Annotated in this window: 17 protein-coding genes; 12 read left to right on the forward strand and 5 right to left on the reverse strand. The window is 62.1% G+C overall.

Features of this window, described 5'->3' with window-relative positions; genetic code table 11:
- The first annotated feature begins 7 nt into the window (after positions 1–7).
- From U5A89_RS14905 to U5A89_RS14920, 4 genes are all read left to right on the forward strand, one after another.
- The gene (locus tag U5A89_RS14905; RefSeq protein ID WP_338161850.1) at positions 8–1,027 is read left to right on the forward strand and encodes a helix-turn-helix transcriptional regulator; all 1,020 of its coding nucleotides are present in this window, start codon (positions 8–10) and stop codon (positions 1,025–1,027) included.
- A gap of 355 nt (positions 1,028–1,382) precedes the next feature.
- Positions 1,383–2,510 (forward strand): metallophosphoesterase family protein, encoded by a 1,128-nt coding sequence (locus U5A89_RS14910; RefSeq protein WP_338161851.1) that lies wholly within the window; start codon positions 1,383–1,385, stop codon positions 2,508–2,510.
- A complete protein-coding gene (locus U5A89_RS14915) occupies positions 2,507–5,134 on the forward strand; it encodes an AAA family ATPase (RefSeq protein WP_338161852.1) in 2,628 nt (875 codons plus the stop codon). The genes U5A89_RS14910 and U5A89_RS14915 overlap by 4 nt, the downstream gene beginning before the upstream one ends.
- The gene (locus U5A89_RS14920) at positions 5,131–5,703 is read left to right on the forward strand and encodes a hypothetical protein (protein ID WP_338161853.1); all 573 of its coding nucleotides are present in this window, start codon (positions 5,131–5,133) and stop codon (positions 5,701–5,703) included. Before U5A89_RS14915 ends, U5A89_RS14920 begins: the two co-directional genes overlap by 4 nt.
- 299 nt (positions 5,704–6,002) lie before the next feature.
- Here U5A89_RS14920 and U5A89_RS14925 read toward each other — a convergent pair whose 3' ends face one another.
- Positions 6,003–7,001 carry an oxidoreductase gene (locus U5A89_RS14925; RefSeq protein WP_338161854.1) on the reverse strand — a complete coding sequence of 333 codons (999 nt, stop codon included), beginning with the start codon at positions 6,999–7,001 and terminating at the stop codon, positions 6,003–6,005.
- 23 nt (positions 7,002–7,024) lie between these two features.
- On the opposite strand from U5A89_RS14925, the gene U5A89_RS14930 reads away from it, so the two are divergent.
- A complete protein-coding gene (locus U5A89_RS14930) occupies positions 7,025–7,996 on the forward strand; it encodes an AraC family transcriptional regulator (protein ID WP_338161855.1) in 972 nt (323 codons plus the stop codon).
- Between the two features lie 12 nt (positions 7,997–8,008).
- Here U5A89_RS14930 and U5A89_RS14935 read toward each other — a convergent pair whose 3' ends face one another.
- The 3 genes from U5A89_RS14935 to U5A89_RS14945 are packed head-to-tail and all read right to left on the reverse strand — an operon-like array spanning position 8,009 to position 10,331.
- Entirely contained in the window at positions 8,009–9,055 is a 1,047-nt protein-coding gene (locus U5A89_RS14935) for an alpha/beta fold hydrolase (protein ID WP_338161856.1), read from the reverse strand.
- Positions 9,055–9,915: an SDR family oxidoreductase gene (locus U5A89_RS14940; RefSeq protein ID WP_338161857.1), complete on the reverse strand. Its 861-nt coding sequence runs from the start codon at positions 9,913–9,915 to the stop codon at positions 9,055–9,057. Before U5A89_RS14940 ends, U5A89_RS14935 begins: the two co-directional genes overlap by 1 nt.
- Complete coding sequence (locus U5A89_RS14945; RefSeq protein ID WP_338161858.1) at positions 9,912–10,331, reverse strand: organic hydroperoxide resistance protein; 420 nt, start codon at positions 10,329–10,331, stop codon at positions 9,912–9,914. The genes U5A89_RS14940 and U5A89_RS14945 overlap by 4 nt, the downstream gene beginning before the upstream one ends.
- Positions 10,332–10,697: 366 nt before the next feature.
- Here U5A89_RS14945 and U5A89_RS14950 point away from each other — a divergent pair, with 366 nt between their 5' ends.
- The 7 genes from U5A89_RS14950 (at position 10,698) to U5A89_RS14980 (ending at position 16,789) form a co-directional block, all read left to right on the forward strand.
- Positions 10,698–12,221 carry a PAS domain-containing sensor histidine kinase gene (locus tag U5A89_RS14950; protein WP_338161859.1) on the forward strand — a complete coding sequence of 508 codons (1,524 nt, stop codon included), beginning with the start codon at positions 10,698–10,700 and terminating at the stop codon, positions 12,219–12,221.
- Between the two features lie 160 nt (positions 12,222–12,381).
- On the forward strand, positions 12,382–13,143 hold the full coding sequence (locus U5A89_RS14955; protein WP_338161860.1) for an SDR family oxidoreductase: 762 nt from the start codon (positions 12,382–12,384) through the stop codon (positions 13,141–13,143).
- Positions 13,144–13,191: 48 nt separating this feature from the next.
- Positions 13,192–13,620 carry a cupin domain-containing protein gene (locus U5A89_RS14960; RefSeq protein WP_338161861.1) on the forward strand — a complete coding sequence of 143 codons (429 nt, stop codon included), beginning with the start codon at positions 13,192–13,194 and terminating at the stop codon, positions 13,618–13,620.
- 69 nt (positions 13,621–13,689) lie between these two features.
- Complete coding sequence (locus U5A89_RS14965; RefSeq protein WP_338161862.1) at positions 13,690–14,358, forward strand: sensor histidine kinase; 669 nt, start codon at positions 13,690–13,692, stop codon at positions 14,356–14,358.
- A gap of 159 nt (positions 14,359–14,517) precedes the next feature.
- Positions 14,518–15,300 (forward strand): sensor histidine kinase, encoded by a 783-nt coding sequence (locus tag U5A89_RS14970; RefSeq protein WP_338161863.1) that lies wholly within the window; start codon positions 14,518–14,520, stop codon positions 15,298–15,300.
- 158 nt (positions 15,301–15,458) lie between these two features.
- A complete protein-coding gene (locus tag U5A89_RS21380; protein WP_445190704.1) occupies positions 15,459–15,857 on the forward strand; it encodes a DUF6438 domain-containing protein in 399 nt (132 codons plus the stop codon).
- Positions 15,815–16,789 (forward strand): LysR family transcriptional regulator, encoded by a 975-nt coding sequence (locus U5A89_RS14980; protein WP_338161865.1) that lies wholly within the window; start codon positions 15,815–15,817, stop codon positions 16,787–16,789. Before U5A89_RS21380 ends, U5A89_RS14980 begins: the two co-directional genes overlap by 43 nt.
- Before the next feature lie 4 nt (positions 16,790–16,793).
- On the opposite strand, the gene U5A89_RS14985 is transcribed toward U5A89_RS14980, so the two are convergent.
- Entirely contained in the window at positions 16,794–17,213 is a 420-nt protein-coding gene (locus U5A89_RS14985) for an Ohr family peroxiredoxin (protein WP_338161866.1), read from the reverse strand.
- Positions 17,214–17,342: the final 129 nt, after the last annotated feature.

A 17,342-nucleotide genomic window follows, 5' to 3' on the forward strand; every position in this document is an offset into this window, starting at 1 on the left:
TATATGGGTGACAAAATCTGTCGGGGTTATCGTCATGGCCTTTTCGAAAGCGCAGGAACTGCTGAGGCTGGCGATGCTGGCGACGGGTCGCCGTGGCGTGACGCTAGAGGACATCCAAGAAGAGTTCTCATGCTCGGAAAGGACAGCGCAGCGTATGACCTTCGCGCTGCAGGCGGCCTTCCCCCAGACTGACTATGCGATCGGCGAGGACCGACGGGCGAGATGGAACATCCCTGCCCGCGCCATTGCTCCGCTCCTGACACCCTCGTCCGAGGAGCTCGTCGCTTTGGCGGAGGCGATCGTCCAGCTGGACCACGCCGGCATGCCGAAGGAAGCCGCGCATGCCCGTAGCCTAGAGCGGAAGGTTAGAGCGCTGATACCGCCTGACAAGGGAACGAAGCTCGACGTGGACAAGGAGGCGATCCTGGAGGCGCTCGGCCACGCCGCCCGCCCTGGACCACAGCCCGCAGCCGACGAGGACGTGGTCGAGGCGATCTACGAAGCGCTGAAGGGCCCGAACCTCCTTCGCATCAGCTATCGGAGGCGGGACGAGGACGAGCCGAGCGAACGTATTGTCGCCCCCCATGGCCTCCTGCTCGGCGTGCGCCGGTATCTTGTCGCGCGGGATACCGGCAAGGGACCGGAAGCCAATTTGCGGCACTATCGGGTCGAGGAGATCTACGAGGCGGAGATGCTCGCCGAATCTTTCGAGATCGATCTCGGATTCAATCTCAAACGACATGCCGAGAAGGGCTTCGGCTCATATGAGAGCGAACGGGAGTTCGGCGAGGTAGTTTGGCGTTTCACGCCGGATGCAGCCGCTCATGCGCGGCGCTTCGTCTTCCATCCCACGCAGTCCGCGGAGGAGGGAGAGGATGGATCGCTCACCGTCAGCTTCATGGCGTCAGGGTTCCTTGAGATGACATGGCACCTCTATCAATGGGGGGATGCCGTGGAGGTCTTGGCGCCGCAAAGGCTCCGTGAGATGGTCCATGAATACCGACGCGTCTTTCCGGCTCTGCCGTGAAAATACTCGCTGCTGAATGTCCGCATTGGGAAATGTTTGAATGAGCTACCTTGACGACCTAATTGAGAATGGGACCGGCGGACCTCGGGTGGCGCGTCCTTCCGACCCACGGGCGGGTCCGACGCCGAGATGGAGTCATTCCGGGCCGTTACGAGGAACCTGCTTCGCAACGAAGGCGACGGATATCGAGTAGCCAATACCCATAAGGCCAGTGATCGCGAACAGGACTTCTTCACCGTCATAGTGACGACCGGGGAATAGCTGGCGATGCTTATCGCACACAGGCGCCGATAGGTGACAGTTTCTGTCGCCCACCTGTGAGATCTATTACCTTAAGAAAACGAAGGAGTGATTCGTGGGAACGCTCAAGATCATTCACAGTGCTGACTGGCAGCTCGGGAAGCCGTTTGGCCGCTTCTCTCACGAGGTGCGCAACGCGCTCTCCGAAGCGCGGCTTGATGCGATCGACGAACTCGGGAAGGCCGCAATGACGGCCGGCGCAGCACATGTCGTGGTGGCGGGAGACGTGTTCGACAATGTTGAGCCTGGCGACCGCATCGTCATGCAGGCGCTGTCCCGGATGGAGCGCGCGCCGGTGACGTGGTGGCTCATGCCGGGCAACCATGACCACGCCCGTGCGGGCGGTCTCTGGAGCGGGATCCGCGCTCGTGCACCGTCGTCGGTACGAATTGTCGACACGGCCGAACCGGTTGAGATGGAGGAGGGTGCCTGGCTACTTCCGGCGCCTCTCGAGCATCGCAAGACGACGAACGATCCGACCGCAGCGATGGTTGACATGGCGACGCCCCCTGGAGCGCTTCGGATCGGGCTGGCACACGGTTCGATCACGGAGTTTGGAGCGTCTGGCGAGAGTTCGAACCTAATCCCTCCCGATCGGGCGAAGTCTGCGGGGTTGGACTATCTCGCGCTCGGGGACTGGCACGGTTTCCTCACTCTCGGCGATAGGACTGCCTATAGCGGCACGCCGGAGATCGATAGGTTTGGGCGGGATGAACCCGGCGCGTGCATCTCCGTGGATCTGCGGTCCGAAGAGCCTCCGCAGCTCCGAAGGGTCGAGACTGGCCGTTACCGTTGGATCTCACGCCGATGGAATGTCGCGAACGAGGATGAGCTTGAGAGGGAGATCGCTACGCTGAGGACAGAGGCGCGCCTCTCCGATGTGCTGTTGGCACTCGATCTGACGGGCGTGGCGAGCCTTTCCGACCGTGTCTCGATGTTGGCCCTCCTGGAGAACCGTCTCGCGCACGAGTTGCGCAACCTCGATCTGGATACTGACGAGCTTATTGCCCAGCCCACGTCGGACGATATCGCGAGGATCGAAGTTCAGGGGGCTCTTGCCGGTGCCACTGCGGCACTGCAATCCAAGGCTGACGCCAACGGCCCGGATGCGCAGATTGCGGCGGCGGCTTTGGAGCGTCTCTATGTCGAAGCGCTTCGATTTGACGCAGAGGTGTCGAAATGATCATCAAGAGCCTGGAAGTCGCGAACTTCCGCAAGTTCCGCGATCCCCTTCGCGTCGAGGGCTTTACCGACGGTCTCAACATCGTTGTCGAGCCCAACGAGACGGGCAAATCGACCTTGCTGGAAGCCCTCCGTGCTGCCTTCTTCGTCCGATACTCTGCCAAGACCGAACTGGTGCGGTCCTACGTTCCGATCGGTGACGACGTTGCGCCAAGAGTATCGGTCGGCTTCCATATTCGAGGTGACGCCTGGACGCTCGAAAAGCAGTTCATGAAGTCGGCGTCCGTTCGCCTCTCCGGGGCCAGCGGCCGCAAGGAGAGCGATGCCGCTGAGGAGGCGCTGCAGGAGCTGCTGGGGTTTGAGCGGGGCAACAGGGGGACTGATCCGGAAACCCGGGGCCCGCTTGGCCTACTGTGGGTGGAACAGGCCACTGCACTGGCCGTCGAAAATCCGAACCGCATCGTGCGCGACACGGTTCGGGGCGTCCTTGAAGCCGAAGTGGGTGCGGTTACGGGAGGCCGTCGGTTCGATGCGATCCGGTCCAACGTGGAGATGGCATATTCCGCACTCAGGACCCCTTCGACTGGGAAATCTAAGGGCGATCTCGCGGCCGCCGAAACACGGCTCGCCGAGGCGACAGCCGCGCGCCAAGCTGCCGAAGCTGTCTTTCGCGACTATGAGGGCACGCTTGCCGATCTCGAAACCGCGAAGTCACGTTTGAAGATCCTGGAGCGCGATCTCGTCGACCCCGAGACGGTCGAGCAGCGTCGCAAACTCGAGGACGATCTGAAGACCGCTGAAACGGCTGCGCTTCGACATTCGGCGGCGGAAGCGCAGCTCGGCCAGGCTGATGCTATCGTGACAACCGCTTCAGCGGCGGTGCAGCGACTTAACGCTGCTGAGGACCGGCTGAACTCCGCCGGAAATGCACTAGAAACGGCGAAAGGATCGCTGGAAGAGGCTCGCTCCAACGTGGAGAAGTTGATCGAGGAAGAGAGGGCTCTGCGTCAGACGCTCGATGACGCCAGGCAGGAGACGGAAAAGCACGAGTTGGCACTAGCAGGTGCCCGTGATCGTGCCCGCGTATTTGCCACGGCTGCTGGAGCACGCAGGGCGATCGATGCTCGGCGCGCGCTTGACGTGCTCGAGGCTCGGGAGAGGGAATTGAAGCAGGCATCAGCGGACCTGATCGATGCCAGTGAGCTCAATAAGGTTGCCGAATACGAGTTGGCGGCGATCCAGGCGCGAGCGCGGTTCGAGGCCGGAGCCGTCAAGGTCGAAGTGGAATTGAACGAGGGCTCTACCCTTCGGATCGACGGTGAAGCCGCGGAGGTAGCCAACGTCGAGGTCTTGAAAGCTACCCGGTTTGACCTGGGGACTGCTGGCAGCGTGACCGTTCGTCCCCCCGTGGGATCCAGCCTTAGCATTGAAGCGGACTTGGCGGCAGCGGACGGAGAGCGTGACGCTGCCCTGAGGCGGCTTGGAATCAGATCCCATTCCGAGGGCATCACGCGAAACGAGCGTGCGGCCGCAGCGGAACGGGAACTCATGGCTCTGCAAAAGCAGATTGCGTCGGCTTGTCCTGGTGACGCGTCGATCTCGCTGGCGCCTGGTGCTGATGCACTGAAGGCGTTCGTTGCGTCTCTGAGTGAGGATCTCATCGATGCGGTCGCGCCGACGGACGATATCGCTGCCCTCGAAGGGGTGGTGACGGAGGCCAAGCTGTCGGAGGCGACCGCATCTGGCCGACGTGAGGATGCAAGGGAGGCGCTTTCGAAGGCGGAACGCGTCAAGGCTACGGCTGATGCCGATCACGGAAGTGCGCATCGCGAGATGGAAGCGGCGAGCGAGAACCTTCGGACCGTGATCGATGCTGGCGACCGGGGGAAGCTGGTAGCGGACCTTCAGTCGGCGCAGCGCGATCGGACTGCAAAGTTCGAATCTGCGGAGAAGACGAAAGCAGGAACCGACTCTTTTGATCCTGAGGCCATCCGTCGGCGCATTGAAAACATCGATCGCGCTGCTCGGCGGGCCGGAGAGGAGCGGCTCGAACTGACCGCATCGATCGCAGCGCTCGAAGCGGCAGTCGCAAGGGAGGGAACAAGCGGGCCTGCAGGAAGGGTGGCAGAGGCGCGTGACGATGAGGAGGCCTCAGCGACTTCCCTCGAGCGCCTCAGGCGCGAGGCGGATACGCTCGACATGCTGCGGAAAGCCCTGACGCAGGCGGCGGACGAAGCATCTAGGACGTTCCTTGCACCCGTTACGGCACGTGCTGGGCGTTACATCCAGCAACTTCTGCCCGGTAGCGACCTGTCCTTCAACGAGGAACTTGGGCTCGCTGGGGTTTCACGAGCTGGGATCGACGAGGCGTGTGGCGACCTTAGTCGCGGGACACAGGAGCAATTGGCGATCCTGACTCGTCTGGCGTTCGCAGACCTCTTGCTGGAGGATGGAGCACCGATTTCCCTCATACTGGATGATCCGTTGGTCTATTCGGACGACATCCGGTTGGAGACGATGACGGACATCCTGCAGGAGGCGTCCAAACGGATGCAAGTCATCTTGCTGACTTGCAGGTCGAAGGCATTTCGTCACGTCGAGGCTAACCGGATCGTGCTCAGATGAGCTTAGGAATGCCGACCCGCAGTCGGTTTGCGATCTCGTTCACCGAGGCAGAGGAGGCCTTGGTCGCGCGGATTGATTTCCAACGGCACGACCCGACCACTCGGGAAGCGCGCACCGCGTATGAAGGAAATCTGGAGCCGATACCCCGCCTACTGTCGTCGCTCAGCGAACGGAATGCCATTCCCGCGCAGCGCGTGAGCTACTGGACCGATCCCGAGTTTCGGACGGGCCGCCTGAAAGGCTCGCGTGAGCAGCTATTCGCGAGGAACGGAACGGCAGGCGAGGAAGCGGCCGTGCATTTTGGTTTCCTACCGACGCTCCATTACTTTCTCTTCGGGGCGAATCTTCCGGTCGCCGTGATTGCCGCCTTCGAAGCCGAGGTGGGGGATCCCCGATGGGCCTCGCTCGACGACGCGCTCGACCATGGGAGGTGCGCCCGGAATCTTGTCCGTCAGTACTGCCTCAATCCGTCCGACGCGGGCGACGAATTCTTCAAGCTGGCGTTAGATCTCGGGTTGTGGGTACAGACGGCCCTCAGGATAGAGCAGATTGTAAGAGATAATCGATAGACGACCTTGTACTTGCATTAGGCCGCTTGGCGTCCCGCGTCGACGATCTGATTCAATATAGCTCGTTGTGGTGATAGCTTGCCGGAAAGCTGCCTGTCCGCACTAAGGAAGCCGGAAATCGGCGCTGAATGGCTAAGACGGGTCGCCGTAAGACATCGGGCTGCCATTGCAGATATACGACGAGGTAGCGGCTCATACTAACTTCAAGCCGTGCACGCCATTTTTCCCGCACGGGCCGCCGGTGCATTCGCGAGACATCGCAAGCGAACCGGCGCGCCTATCCATCCACGCGGCGGCGATCAGATCGACCGGTCCGTCCAATCCTCCGACAGCGCCCACAGGCGTTCCGCTGCCTCGTCATCCATGGCCCATGGTGCCACGCCTTTCCGTCCGAGCTCGGTGTTATTGACCACCGCGATGTCGCAATCCTCGCAATAGACGCCTCCAAGGCCTTCCAACGAAGCGCTCGTAGCGCACCAGAGGCTGGTCGCAGCCCCCTGCTCCACCGTCTTCATGCCCGCCTCGGGATCGATCTTCGGCTTCCCGTCGGCATCGAAGGCGTCGAAGCCGTCCAACTCCTCCTTTGAGAGATGACGCGCGAGATCGGTGATGATCTGACCTGGGTGAAGGGAGAAGGCACGGACGCCGTGCTCCTGCCCGCGTCGGTCGAGTTCACGCGCGAACAGGGCGTTGGCCGTCTTCGACTGCCCATATGCCGTCCACTTCTCGTATTCGCGCTCACGGAAATCGACATCGTCGAAGTCCACTGGGGCAATTTGATGGCCTCTTGACGAAACGGTCACTACGCGCGAACCGCCGACCGCGAGTGCAGGCCACAACGCACATACCAGTCTATAGTGGCCAAGATGATTGGTGGCGAACTGACCTTCGTGACCGTCTGCATCTCTGAACAGGTCACTAGCCATAACGCCAGCACTGTTTATGAGGATCGGCAGCTGGCGGCCACTTTCCAGGAAGCGGTTCGCAAACCTCTCGACGGAATTTGCGTCGACGAGGTCCATTTCCGCAACCTCGACGCCGTCAAGACCTTCAAGCGCAGCCTTTGCCTTCACCAAATCACGTGCTGGAACGACCACCTCCGCTCCCGCCCTCGCAAGGGCGCGCGTGGTGGCCAGACCGATGCCGGAGTAACCACCGGTCACGATCGCAGTCTTGCCGTAGAGATTCACGTTCTCCGTGACCTCGTTGGCGGTGGAAGCAGGGCCGAAGCCGGAATGGATTGGGGTCTGTGGTGTTGTCATAAAGCAGTCCTGGGCCATATTGTCCGGACGAAACATTCCAGATCGTCGGAAATTCTGTCTTGATAATCCAAAATGCTCCCATCGACCCTCTGTCCGACCTGCTCGCTCTCGTTCAAGCGCGGCCCATGTGCTCCGTCCGGCTCGAGGCCGGAGGGACGTGGTCACTACGGTTCCGTCCCCAGGCATGCAAGTTCAACGTCGTCCGACGCGGAGAGTGCTGGCTTGTGATTGGGCATGAGCGGCGCCGTTTGGGCCCGGGCGACTGCGTAGTGATCAAGGACCATGCCGAATTCGTGCTGGGGAGCGATCCGGACCTCGAACCTGTCGATGCGGCGATCGCGTTCGCCGACGATACGCTTGCCGGGCGTTACGGCGTCGGTGCCGATGTCGAAATTCTCGGTGGCAGCGTCACATTCGGTGCCGACGACGCGGCACAGATTCTCGATCTCCTTCCCTCGACCCTAGTGATCGATGCAGGTGACGCACGAGCGCGCCCTATCGCATGGCTGCTCGACCACCTGGACGCGGAGTGGCGAAGCGGGCTCCCGGGCTCTCGTGCCGCCTGCGACGACATCCTTCGGCTCATGTTTGTCCACGCACTTCGTGCCCACCTGGATAAAATCGGCAGCGAAGCCCCTGGTTGGATCGGAGCCCTGTCCGACCCACCGCTCGCCGCCGCCATACGCGCCATCCACGAGCGGCCATCTCACCCTTGGCGTCTGGAGGAGTTGGCAGACATTGCACACCAGTCTCGATCCACATTCGCTTCCCGCTTCCGGGAGAAGGTGGGTACGACACCCGTCGAGTATGCCTCCGGTTGGAGGTTGACGATTGCCGCATCGCGCCTTCGCACTAGCACGGAATCCGCTTCCTCGATTGCCGGGACGCTCGGATTCCTATCCGACAGCGCATTTGGGGCGGCGTTCAAGCGACGCTATGGCGTGTCTCCCGGACAGTATCGCAGAGCCGCTTCCTCCGAACGACACGAGAACGTTCGAGAGGTGAAGGTCGCCCATCACGCCGACGCTTGAAATGGCTAGGCATCATCCCCGCAGCGCTATCGTCTGCAGGGCTTCGGCGAAATCCCTGGGAGCCTCCTGGGGAAGGTTGTGTCCGATGCCGCCCCGGATCAGCCGATGCTCATAGAGACCCGTGAACTTCGCCCGGTATGCCGATGGCTCGGGATGAGGCGCCCCGTTCGCGTCACCTTCCATGGTGATCGTCGGCACCGTTATGACAGGCGAGCCTGCAAGCCGGTTCTCCAACGCCTGAAGTTCGGACGCGCTGTCCGCCAGGCCCAAGCGCCATCGGTAGTTGTGGATAACGATCTCCACATGATCGGGATTGTCGAACGAGGCGGCCGACCGATCGTAGGTGGCCGCGTCGAACTGCCATAGTGGCGAAGCTAGGCGCCAGATCTGTTCGTTGAAGGCACGGCGATTCGCGCCGTAGCCAGCACGTCCACGTTCCGTCGCGAAGTAGAACTGGTACCACCAGGACAGTTCGGCCTTTGGCGGCAATGGCGTCTGACCCGCCTTCTGATTTCCGATCAGGTATCCGCTGACCGAAACCAGGCCGGCGCATCGTTCCGGCCAGAGCGCCGCTACGATGCATGCAGATCGAGCCCCCCAGTCGAAGCCGCCAAGCGTCGCCCTTTCGATCTTCAGTGCATCCATGAGCGCGATGACGTCAGTCGCGAGCATCGCCTGCTGCGCATTGCGTGGAGTATCCGCCGACAGGAACCGGGTCGTACCGAAGCCGCGAACATGCATGACTATGACACGGTGCCCGCCAGCCGCCAGAAGAGGAGCCACTTCCGCGAAGCTGTTGATGTCATAGGGCCAGCCATGGATCAACAGTACCGGCTTCCCTTCCGGCGGACCAAGCTCGACGTAGCCGATGGACAGGCCATTCGCCTCGACCTGCCTCGTCGCTGCGAGCGGCCTAGCGCCTGGGGTGGCGCTTCGCGTCGCATGGGCAGCGATCGGTAAGGACAACGCGGTTGCGCCCGCGACCGCGAGGAGATCACGACGCATCAGGGAGCGGCCGCCATGAAGATTGTCAGATGAACCCAAGCCGTCTTCTGCCATCAAACCTGATCCTTCAACTTGGACAGCGCAGCGAATTCGGCACGGATGAACACCTCGTAGCGCTCGTCATCAAGCGTAGTTCTGGCATCAATCATGTGGGCAACACCGGGGCCGGCGAAATAACGAAGCCTTGAGGAGCCATCGGTAGCCGCCGAGAACACAAGGTCCGCAATTTCTTTCGGCGTCGACCGTGGCCACGCCAGTCCAGACATGACCTGGTCATTGTGTCGCATGAAGTCCGCATAGTCTTCAGGTGGAAGGTTGTCGCTGCGGGTCCGGGCGATCTTCTCGAGAAAAGGCGTCTCGACTCCCCCGGGCTCGACCAGCTTGACTGCGATCCCCAACGCAGCCAACTCGAACCAGACAGACTCGCTGAATCCCTCCAGCGCAAACTTCGTAGCAAGATATATCGACATGGCCGGCATGCCAACACGTCCGCCCGCAGAGCTGATATTCACAAAGGTGCCAGCCTTACGCTCGCGAAAATGTGGCACCGCCGCCCGCATCACGTTCATCACGCCGTGGACGTTGACCTCGAAGCTGGTTCGCACCCTTTCAGGCGAGATCGCCTCGAACACGCCGAACTCAGCGACACCTGCGTTGTTTATAACGGCGTCGATGGCTCCGTATTCGCCGATGGCGGTGGCCACAGCATCTCTCACCTGGTCAGGTCGCGTCACGTCCATCGGAACGGCAACCATGTTGGGAAGAAGATCGTCGGTCGAGATGGAATCCCCGCGTCGCGTCGTCGCCACCACGTTCCATCCCTCGCGCGCGAACCGCAGTGAGGTCTCCCAACCAATTCCGCTTCCGGCCCCCGTGACAAGAACCGTCTTCGCCAACTGACCCTCCAGAATCATGAAACCTCCAGTGAAACGTCGATATTTCCACGGGTGGCATGGGAATAAGGGCAAATCCGGTCGGCCGCCGCGACCAGAGCCTCAGCGACGTCGCGGTCGATGCCCGGAAGACTTACGACCAGGCTGACCCGTAGCCCGAAGCCCTCGTCATCCCTCGGGCCGATGCCGACGGTTGCCGTCACCGAGGCATCGACGGGAACCTTTGGCAGATCTTGGCGCGTAGATGCAAAACGCATCGCGCCGAGAAAGCAGGCGGCGTAGCCGGAGGCGAACAATTGCTCAGGATTATTCCCCTCACCGCTTCCGCCAAGCTCCTTCGGCGTCGCCAGCCTCACCTCAAAGCTACCGTCCGAGGTGGCTGCGCGTCCGTCGCGACCGCCAGTCGCGATCGCTGTGGTCTCGTAGGCAATCTTCATCCTGCTTCGCTCCCGAATGTTCAACCACCACGCTACAGAAAGCGCCTCCCGAGAATGACCAATCAAGGGGCGCGGGCCCATCATCCGAAGGTCTAGCTCGGCAGGGAAGCGAAGCCGCGGCTCCCGCATCACGCCATAGGCCGAGCGAGGCCCTCAGCTTTCTGCAGTCGCAGCCGCCGAATAAAGCACCGCGCGGATCTGCCTCAGCCACATACCCGATTGGGTATGGTCAAGAGACAGCGGACGGTGGATCCTCAAGGCATGCCGCCAACCTCGTCCCCTCGCGCGAGGATCACGCCAATAGCCGACGGGACGGAGCCGCTCCGCAGGCTTATCACAAGCCTCAACGCATGCCTTGAGATCGGCGTGCCAGAGGGCACCCCCGCGCCATCGGCAGACAATCTCGAGATATTGCGGGCTTCGCCGCGAGCGAATGAGCTGTTCGAGCTGAGCGAGAACGGCACGCTGGTTGGCAGACCGGTTTCGACACTGTTCGACCATCGGAGCCAAGGCCTGATCAGCGCCATGATACAGGCCGCTATCGCGGGAGACGACCTGGAGCCCACACAGGCCTGCGCATGCACACCTAAGGGCGCAAACGTCTCCGTGCTGGTCACGGCAACCAAGTGGTGTCGAGGGACGGTCAGCCTGGTCCTCGTACCCGACAACCGCGCGGCAGAGGCGACATCGCGTCTGAAGATCCTCGAGGAGCGCTACGGCCGGCTCTTCAACGACGTGCCAATTGCCCTCATGCGGGTGGACTCGCGCGGCGCGCTGCAGCTGTTCGCCACGGCGCGCGAGGCGGGCTATGACGAACTGATCTCCTTTCTCGACGACCACCCCGCTGCGTTCGAGGTCGCGCTCGACGCCACGGTGATAGTCGATGCCAACGACCAGTCGGTGAAGATGTTCGGCGACGGCACGAAGGAATCCGTGCTCTGCCCGGTGCGATCCTACTACCGGCTGGCTCCCGATGCCTTCAAACGCAACATGGCCGCCGCCTTCGCGGGCGCCCGCCACTATTCCGAGGAGGTGGTGATCTGTGGTGCCGCCGGTCAGGAAGTCGACGTCCTCTTCACCATCGCATATCCGGACGACCAGGAGATCGAAGGCAACAGCTTCGTCGGCATGGTGGACATCGGAGACCGCCTCCGAGCCGAAGCCGAACTGCAGCGGACTCAAGGCGAGTTCACCCGCGCTGCAAGGCTTTCACTTCTCGGCGAACTCACCGCTTCGATTGCGCACGAGGTCATGCAGCCGCTCTCCTCAATCAGCGTGAACAGTGGCACCGCGAAAAAGTGGCTGGAAAAGGATCCACCGGACATCGCGCGGGCGGCAATGCGTCTGGAGCGCGTCGCTCAGGACGCCGAGCGCACCGCCGCCATAGTGGATGGGATGCGCACGATGGCCAAGGGCGGCAGGGGCGAGCGGATGTCCGTCGATCTGCAGGATGTCGTCCGGGACGCGATTGGGCTCGTTAGCCACGAGCTGCGCTCAAATGGCGTTCGGCTCAGACTGGAACGGCCTGCTGCGCCGCTGACAGCCACCGTAGACGCAATCCAGATACAGCAGGTGGTAGTCAACCTCATACTCAATGCCGCCCAGGCTATGGCGCAGGCACAAGTGCATACTAATAAAATCGACGTTCGGTTGGCGAAGGTCGCAAACCACTCCATCGAGATCTGCGTCAGCGACAGCGGCCCCGGGATTTGCGACGAGCACTTGCCCCGCCTATTCGACAGCTTCTTCACGACCAAGTCGGATGGGATCGGCATGGGACTGGCCATCTGCAAGTCCATCGTCGAGAACCATCTCGGTGCGCTGACGGTCGAGAACGTCCCTGGTGTGGGAGCGGTCGCGCGGGTCCTGATCCCCGGCTGCCAGACATGAAAACGGTCCCGGCGAAACCGCGCATCCGCAGGGCGTGTGGCGTAACCTCCCTTCCTCCCCCTACCTTCGTATGATCGGAGCGGGACCAAGCGGTGATCCAAGCATCGGGGTCGACCGGCTATCACGAACTGGAAGCAGGTCGAACGCCAGGAGACAGCACATGCGGATAGTGGTCATAGGTGGCACCGGACAGGTAGGTTCGAAGGTCGTGCAAGGGCTGGCCAACCGCGGTCACGATGCGGTGTCGGCGTCTCAGGAGTCCGGCGTGGACATCATATCCGGCAACGGCTTGCGGGAGGCCCTCGACGGCGCCGACGTAGTCGTCGACGTGACCAACAAGATCACGATGGAACGCGAAGCTGCGATCGGCTTCTTTGAGACAGCCGCCCGTAACCTTCTCGAGGCGGAGGTCGCAGCAAGTGTGAAGCACCATGTCGCCCTTTCCGTTCTTCGGAGCGATCGTCTTACCGAAAGCGGCTACATCGCCGGGAAGGTCGCCCAGGAGCAGCATGTCGAGAAGGGAGCCGTGCCCTACACGCTGGTTCGGGCAGCGCAATTCTTCGAACTGGTGCCGATGATGGTCCAGGCCGGTGCGGTCGATGGCGTCACCAAGTTGGCGGGGGTCAAGTTCCAGCCGATCGCCGTAGCGGATGTAGCCGAGACGTTGATCGAGCGCGTACTCGCCGGACCGATCAACGGATCGTACGAAATAGCAGGGCCGGAGGTCTTCCGCATCGACGAGCTCGCGAAACGATGGGCTCGCGAGACTGGAAGCACCGCAAGGATCGAGATGGATCCGGACGGCACCTACTTCGGCGCGCCACTTGAGGACGAGACGTTGCTGCCCGGTCACGATATCCACGTAAGGGGAACGACCTTTGAGCAGTGGCTCGCAAGCCAGGCGGTTCCGGCAAAAGCCTGATCATCCTCGGACAACCGCTTCAACACCATCGCCAAGGAGAGCATCACCATGCGTTTCGCCCTTACCGCCATTCTCGTGGCCGGGCTGCTGGGATCGACTGCCGGAAATGCGCAGACCGGTCAGAAGGCGCCAGCACTGTCCTCGATAAAGCCCGACTTCTCACACCCCATCACCAATATCCCGGGAAAGACGATCCGAACCGTTCTCGTCACCTACGCCCCGGGCGACAGCTCGCCAGCCCACACCCATGCGAAATCCGCATTCATCACTGCGTACGTGCTTGAGGGGGCGATCGTCAGCGGGGTCAACGGCGCGCCCCCCAAGACCTACAAGGCGGGCGAATATTGGACGGAAAGTCCCGGTGATCAGCACGGCATCAGCGCCAACGCAAGCAAGACCGAGCCTGCAAAGCTGCTCGCCATCTTCATCCTGGACGACAATGACGGCCCACTGACCACATTCGACGGTCATCACTGAAGCTCACCCGGCCGGTCGTCACCGATGCAGAAGCTGTGAAGCCGCCAACGACCTCACAGGAGAATTGCGATGCCTTGGACGACCACCTTTGCTTACGGTGCGACCGAAATGAACCATCGGATCGCCAACCACCTGACCCTGCTGGCTGCCCTGATCGAGTCCGGCAGCAGGGAGGTGGTCGATCCAGAGGCCATCGTCGTTCTGGATGCCACCCGCCGGCGCATCCATGCCATCGCCAGTGTCCATCGACGTCTCTACAAGATCGAATCCGTCGACGGCCTCGAGTTGGTCGACTTTATCGAGGATCTCGCCTGCGATCTTCGAACCGTTTGCGAAGGCGCCGGTCGGAACCGGCGTCTTCTCGTAGCGGGTGCCAGCGTCCTGGTATCGGCGGATCAGGCAGTCGCCATCGGCATCCTCGTTGCCGAACTCGTGACTAACGCGTGCAAGCACGCGTATCCGAATTTCGTCGCCGGAGACGTGCGGATCCGGATTGACAACGAAGGTGAAGATGGGTGGACGCTGTCGGTCGAGGACGACGGCCGAGGTTACGCTCCGTCCCACTCGACGGCCGAATCAAGCATCGGCTCGCGGATCATCGACGCAAGTGTCGCTCGGCTAGGCGCCACCTGCGTCTGGGAGGACAACAGGCCAGGAACCCGGTTCGTCCTGCGAAGCCGTGCGTCCTCCGGGCCGATCCCGAGTTCGCCCGATCACGGCAGCATCCAGTCCCTCTGATCCGCTGCGGGCCATAGCGCTCGACCTTCGTATGAGTGGATCAGAACCTCTCGGCGATCCTACAAAGGGTTTAGGGCGGTTAGCCTGCAGTAAGTCGGCGCGCAGCACACGCTGTTCGCCCGGCTGGACCTGCAAGCCCCAACCTTCCGGAGGAAAGCCATGCATACATCCGTGCTACCGCCGATCGATCCAATGGGCCAACTTGAATCGGATCACCGGATCGCGAACAATCTCAATCTGCTCGCCGCCCTTCTGGAACTAGACGGAGGTTTGGCCGAGGACGCTGGAGCCGTCGGCCTCGCCGAGGTCCTACACATCACGCGCCGCCGCATCTACGCCGTCGCGAACGTCCATCGGCGCCTCTACAGCACGGATCGCAAGGGGTTCATCGACCTGTCGAGCTATCTGGAGGACCTCGGCCACGACCTTCGCCTGGTGTGCCGGGATGCGGGAGGAAGAAGGGAGATCTCGATCTTCGCCGATACGCTGTATCTTCCCGCCCGTGACGCGACGAGCATCGGCATCCTCATCGCGGAACTTGTCAGCAACGCATGCAAGCACGCCTATCCAGAGGACAAGCCGGGAGAGGTTCGGATCGCTCTATCGACCAGTGCCTCAGGCTGGCAACTGACGGTGGAGGACGATGGGTTCGGGTTCGCCCAATCGGCGGGCCGGACGGGAGCCAGGCTGGGTGCCCACCTGATCGACGCGTCAGCTGCCAAGCTGGAGGCTCTCTATCTCTGGGAGGACACAAACCCGGGAACGCGGTTCACCCTATGGAGAACGGCCGACGGGTGCCCCCAGCTGAGCGCGACCGACCGGGTGCGCCGAGTCCCGGCAGGAAAGCCGCGCACGGTCGAGATGAAGCCGCTCCGGAACGCCCGCCGTGGCGCGCGGCCACCACGCTTCCGGGACAGCGACGGGCGCGACGTCTGTCGTTAAGACAACGACTGGAAAACTAGACGGAGAACAGAGTGTATTATTCGATCCGGACGGCTGTGAACGCGAGCGCCCTCCTCCTTCTTGCAGGCTGCGCCACGGGTATCATCCGCCCCCAAGCCGAACCGGCAGCCGATGTCGGCAGCAGCATCACGATAGCAGTGGGCCCCTGCTTCGGCTTCTGCCCGGTCTACCGCATCGAGGTAGGTTCCACAGGAAGGGTCGTGTTCGCCGGTGAACGCCATACCGCAGTGATCGGCGAGCGCAGTCGCGACGCCGGGGCCGCCGCGTACAGGTCGCTCGAAGCGGATCTCGCAGAATACCGACCCGCTGACGGAGCCACGCAACGTGTCGAATGCGACGCGGCTATCACTGACACCAGCACATACACCATCACCTGGCGTCGCGCCGATGGCCGCGAAGCAGAAGCTACGCATCAAAGCCGCTGTTCCGGGGGCCAGGGGCAGAAGCTCGACGTCCTGCTTCAATCCGTCCCTGAGCGTCTTGGTGTATCGGCATGGGCGAAGCAGGTGACCCGCCCGGGTGCATCGAGGGGCTAAGCCAGATGCCGCACATACCGGACTTCGAAGCATGGGCGATCTTCGCGAAGGTCGCGGAACTAGGCTCCTTCAGTCACGCCGCCGAGGAGCTCGGTCTGGCGAGCACGACCGTCTCGAAGGCGGTGACCCGCCTGGAGCAGCGGATGCAGACCACGCTGTTCCACCGCACCACGCGCAAGCTATCCCTCACCGAGACCGGTCGCCTCACGGTGTTCAGAGCCGCTCGCATCCTAGCCGACGGACGTGCCATCGAGGCCGACATCGTGGAGGAGGCGGCGATCCCACGCGGGAAGATCAGGGTCGCCTGCGGCACCGCCTTTGGTCTAGCCACGATCGTACCCATCATCCCCATGTTCCTGCGTGACTATCCCGACATCGAGATGGACCTTTGCCTGACGGAGGACGATGTCGATCTCATCGCCTCCGGCTACGACGTCTGCATCAGACCAGGCCAGCCACCGGACAGCACCCTAAGGACGGTAAGGCTGATCTCGTTCAATCGCCCACTCGTCGCCGCCCCCTCGCTCATCGAGGAGTATGGAGTGCCAGAGCACCCCGATGAGCTGACGCGGTTTCCTGCCATCATTCCGACGAACGTCCCCTGGGGGCTGGACTGGCAGTTCGACCATCCTCAGCATGGATCCGTGACGGTCCGCATGTCGGGCAGGTTCCACATCAATCATGCGATCGCCGTGGTACCCGCTGCGGTTGCGGGCATAGGGGTGGCGCTGCTGCCCGACTTCTTCATGGACGAGGAGCTCAAGTCCGGCAGCCTCGTCCCGCTACTGCCAGAGTGGTCGGCGGCGACGGTGTCGGCGTACATGGTCACACCGCCCGGGGTAGCGCGACCCGCCCGCGTCCGCGTGTTCATCGAATGGCTTCGCGACTATTACACACGCAAGAGCAGGGAACGCCGCGACGCAAGCGCATGATGTTTCAGTCGACATGCACGACCGCAGAGACCTGGTCGCCGGTTGAACGGGCGATCGGGCAGACCTTCATCGCCTCCTCGACGATGGATGTAGCCTCCGCAACGTCGATGCATGGAATATCCGCCGCAAGGGCTACGCTCAGATTCAGCACATCCTCACCTTCGCGATCGACGGCGATCGTCGCCGTCACATTGCTGTCAGATGGCACCTTTACGCCTCGTGCAGCGGCGACCTGACGGATCGCTGCGAGAAGCGATGCCGCATGGGCCGCTGCGAAGAGCTGCTCGGGATTGGTTCCCGGACCATCATCGCCCCCAAGCACCGATGGCGTCGAGAGTTCGACCTTCAATCGACCATCGCTGCTGGATGCGAAACCAGAACGCCCACCGATGGCAGTCGCTGACACGTTGTATAACTTGCTCATGCTGGAACTCCTCTTCGGGGCGGCCGGTCGTCCAAGGGTCTCCGAACAGCCTCATCTTCCCTTTAAAGCACCCCAAGGACCCGAATAATGGCCAAGGGGTCACATCATTGATGCCAAATTGGGGAGCAA

The sequence above is a fragment of the Sphingobium sp. HWE2-09 genome, from assembly GCF_035989265.1.
GTDB lineage: Bacteria > Pseudomonadota > Alphaproteobacteria > Sphingomonadales > Sphingomonadaceae > Sphingobium.

Bases quoted from the DNA above. Each gene is read 5' to 3' on its own strand.
- U5A89_RS14980 (WP_338161865.1), top strand. From the start codon at position 15,815: ATGGGCGAAGCAGGTGACCCGCCCGGGTGCATCGAGGGGCTAAGCCAG.
- U5A89_RS14915 (WP_338161852.1), top strand. From the start codon at position 2,507: ATGATCATCAAGAGCCTGGAAGTCGCGAACTTCCGCAAGTTCCGCGAT.
- U5A89_RS14920 (WP_338161853.1), top strand. From the start codon at position 5,131: ATGAGCTTAGGAATGCCGACCCGCAGTCGGTTTGCGATCTCGTTCACC.
- U5A89_RS14935 (WP_338161856.1), bottom strand. From the start codon at position 9,055: ATGGCAGAAGACGGCTTGGGTTCATCTGACAATCTTCATGGCGGCCGC.
- U5A89_RS14925 (WP_338161854.1), bottom strand. From the start codon at position 7,001: ATGTTTCGTCCGGACAATATGGCCCAGGACTGCTTTATGACAACACCA.
- U5A89_RS14960 (WP_338161861.1), top strand. From the start codon at position 13,192: ATGCGTTTCGCCCTTACCGCCATTCTCGTGGCCGGGCTGCTGGGATCG.
- U5A89_RS14985 (WP_338161866.1), bottom strand. From the start codon at position 17,213: ATGAGCAAGTTATACAACGTGTCAGCGACTGCCATCGGTGGGCGTTCT.
- U5A89_RS14970 (WP_338161863.1), top strand. From the start codon at position 14,518: ATGCATACATCCGTGCTACCGCCGATCGATCCAATGGGCCAACTTGAA.
- U5A89_RS14940 (WP_338161857.1), bottom strand. From the start codon at position 9,915: ATGATTCTGGAGGGTCAGTTGGCGAAGACGGTTCTTGTCACGGGGGCC.
- U5A89_RS14945 (WP_338161858.1), bottom strand. From the start codon at position 10,331: ATGAAGATTGCCTACGAGACCACAGCGATCGCGACTGGCGGTCGCGAC.
- U5A89_RS14955 (WP_338161860.1), top strand. From the start codon at position 12,382: ATGCGGATAGTGGTCATAGGTGGCACCGGACAGGTAGGTTCGAAGGTC.
- U5A89_RS14965 (WP_338161862.1), top strand. From the start codon at position 13,690: ATGCCTTGGACGACCACCTTTGCTTACGGTGCGACCGAAATGAACCAT.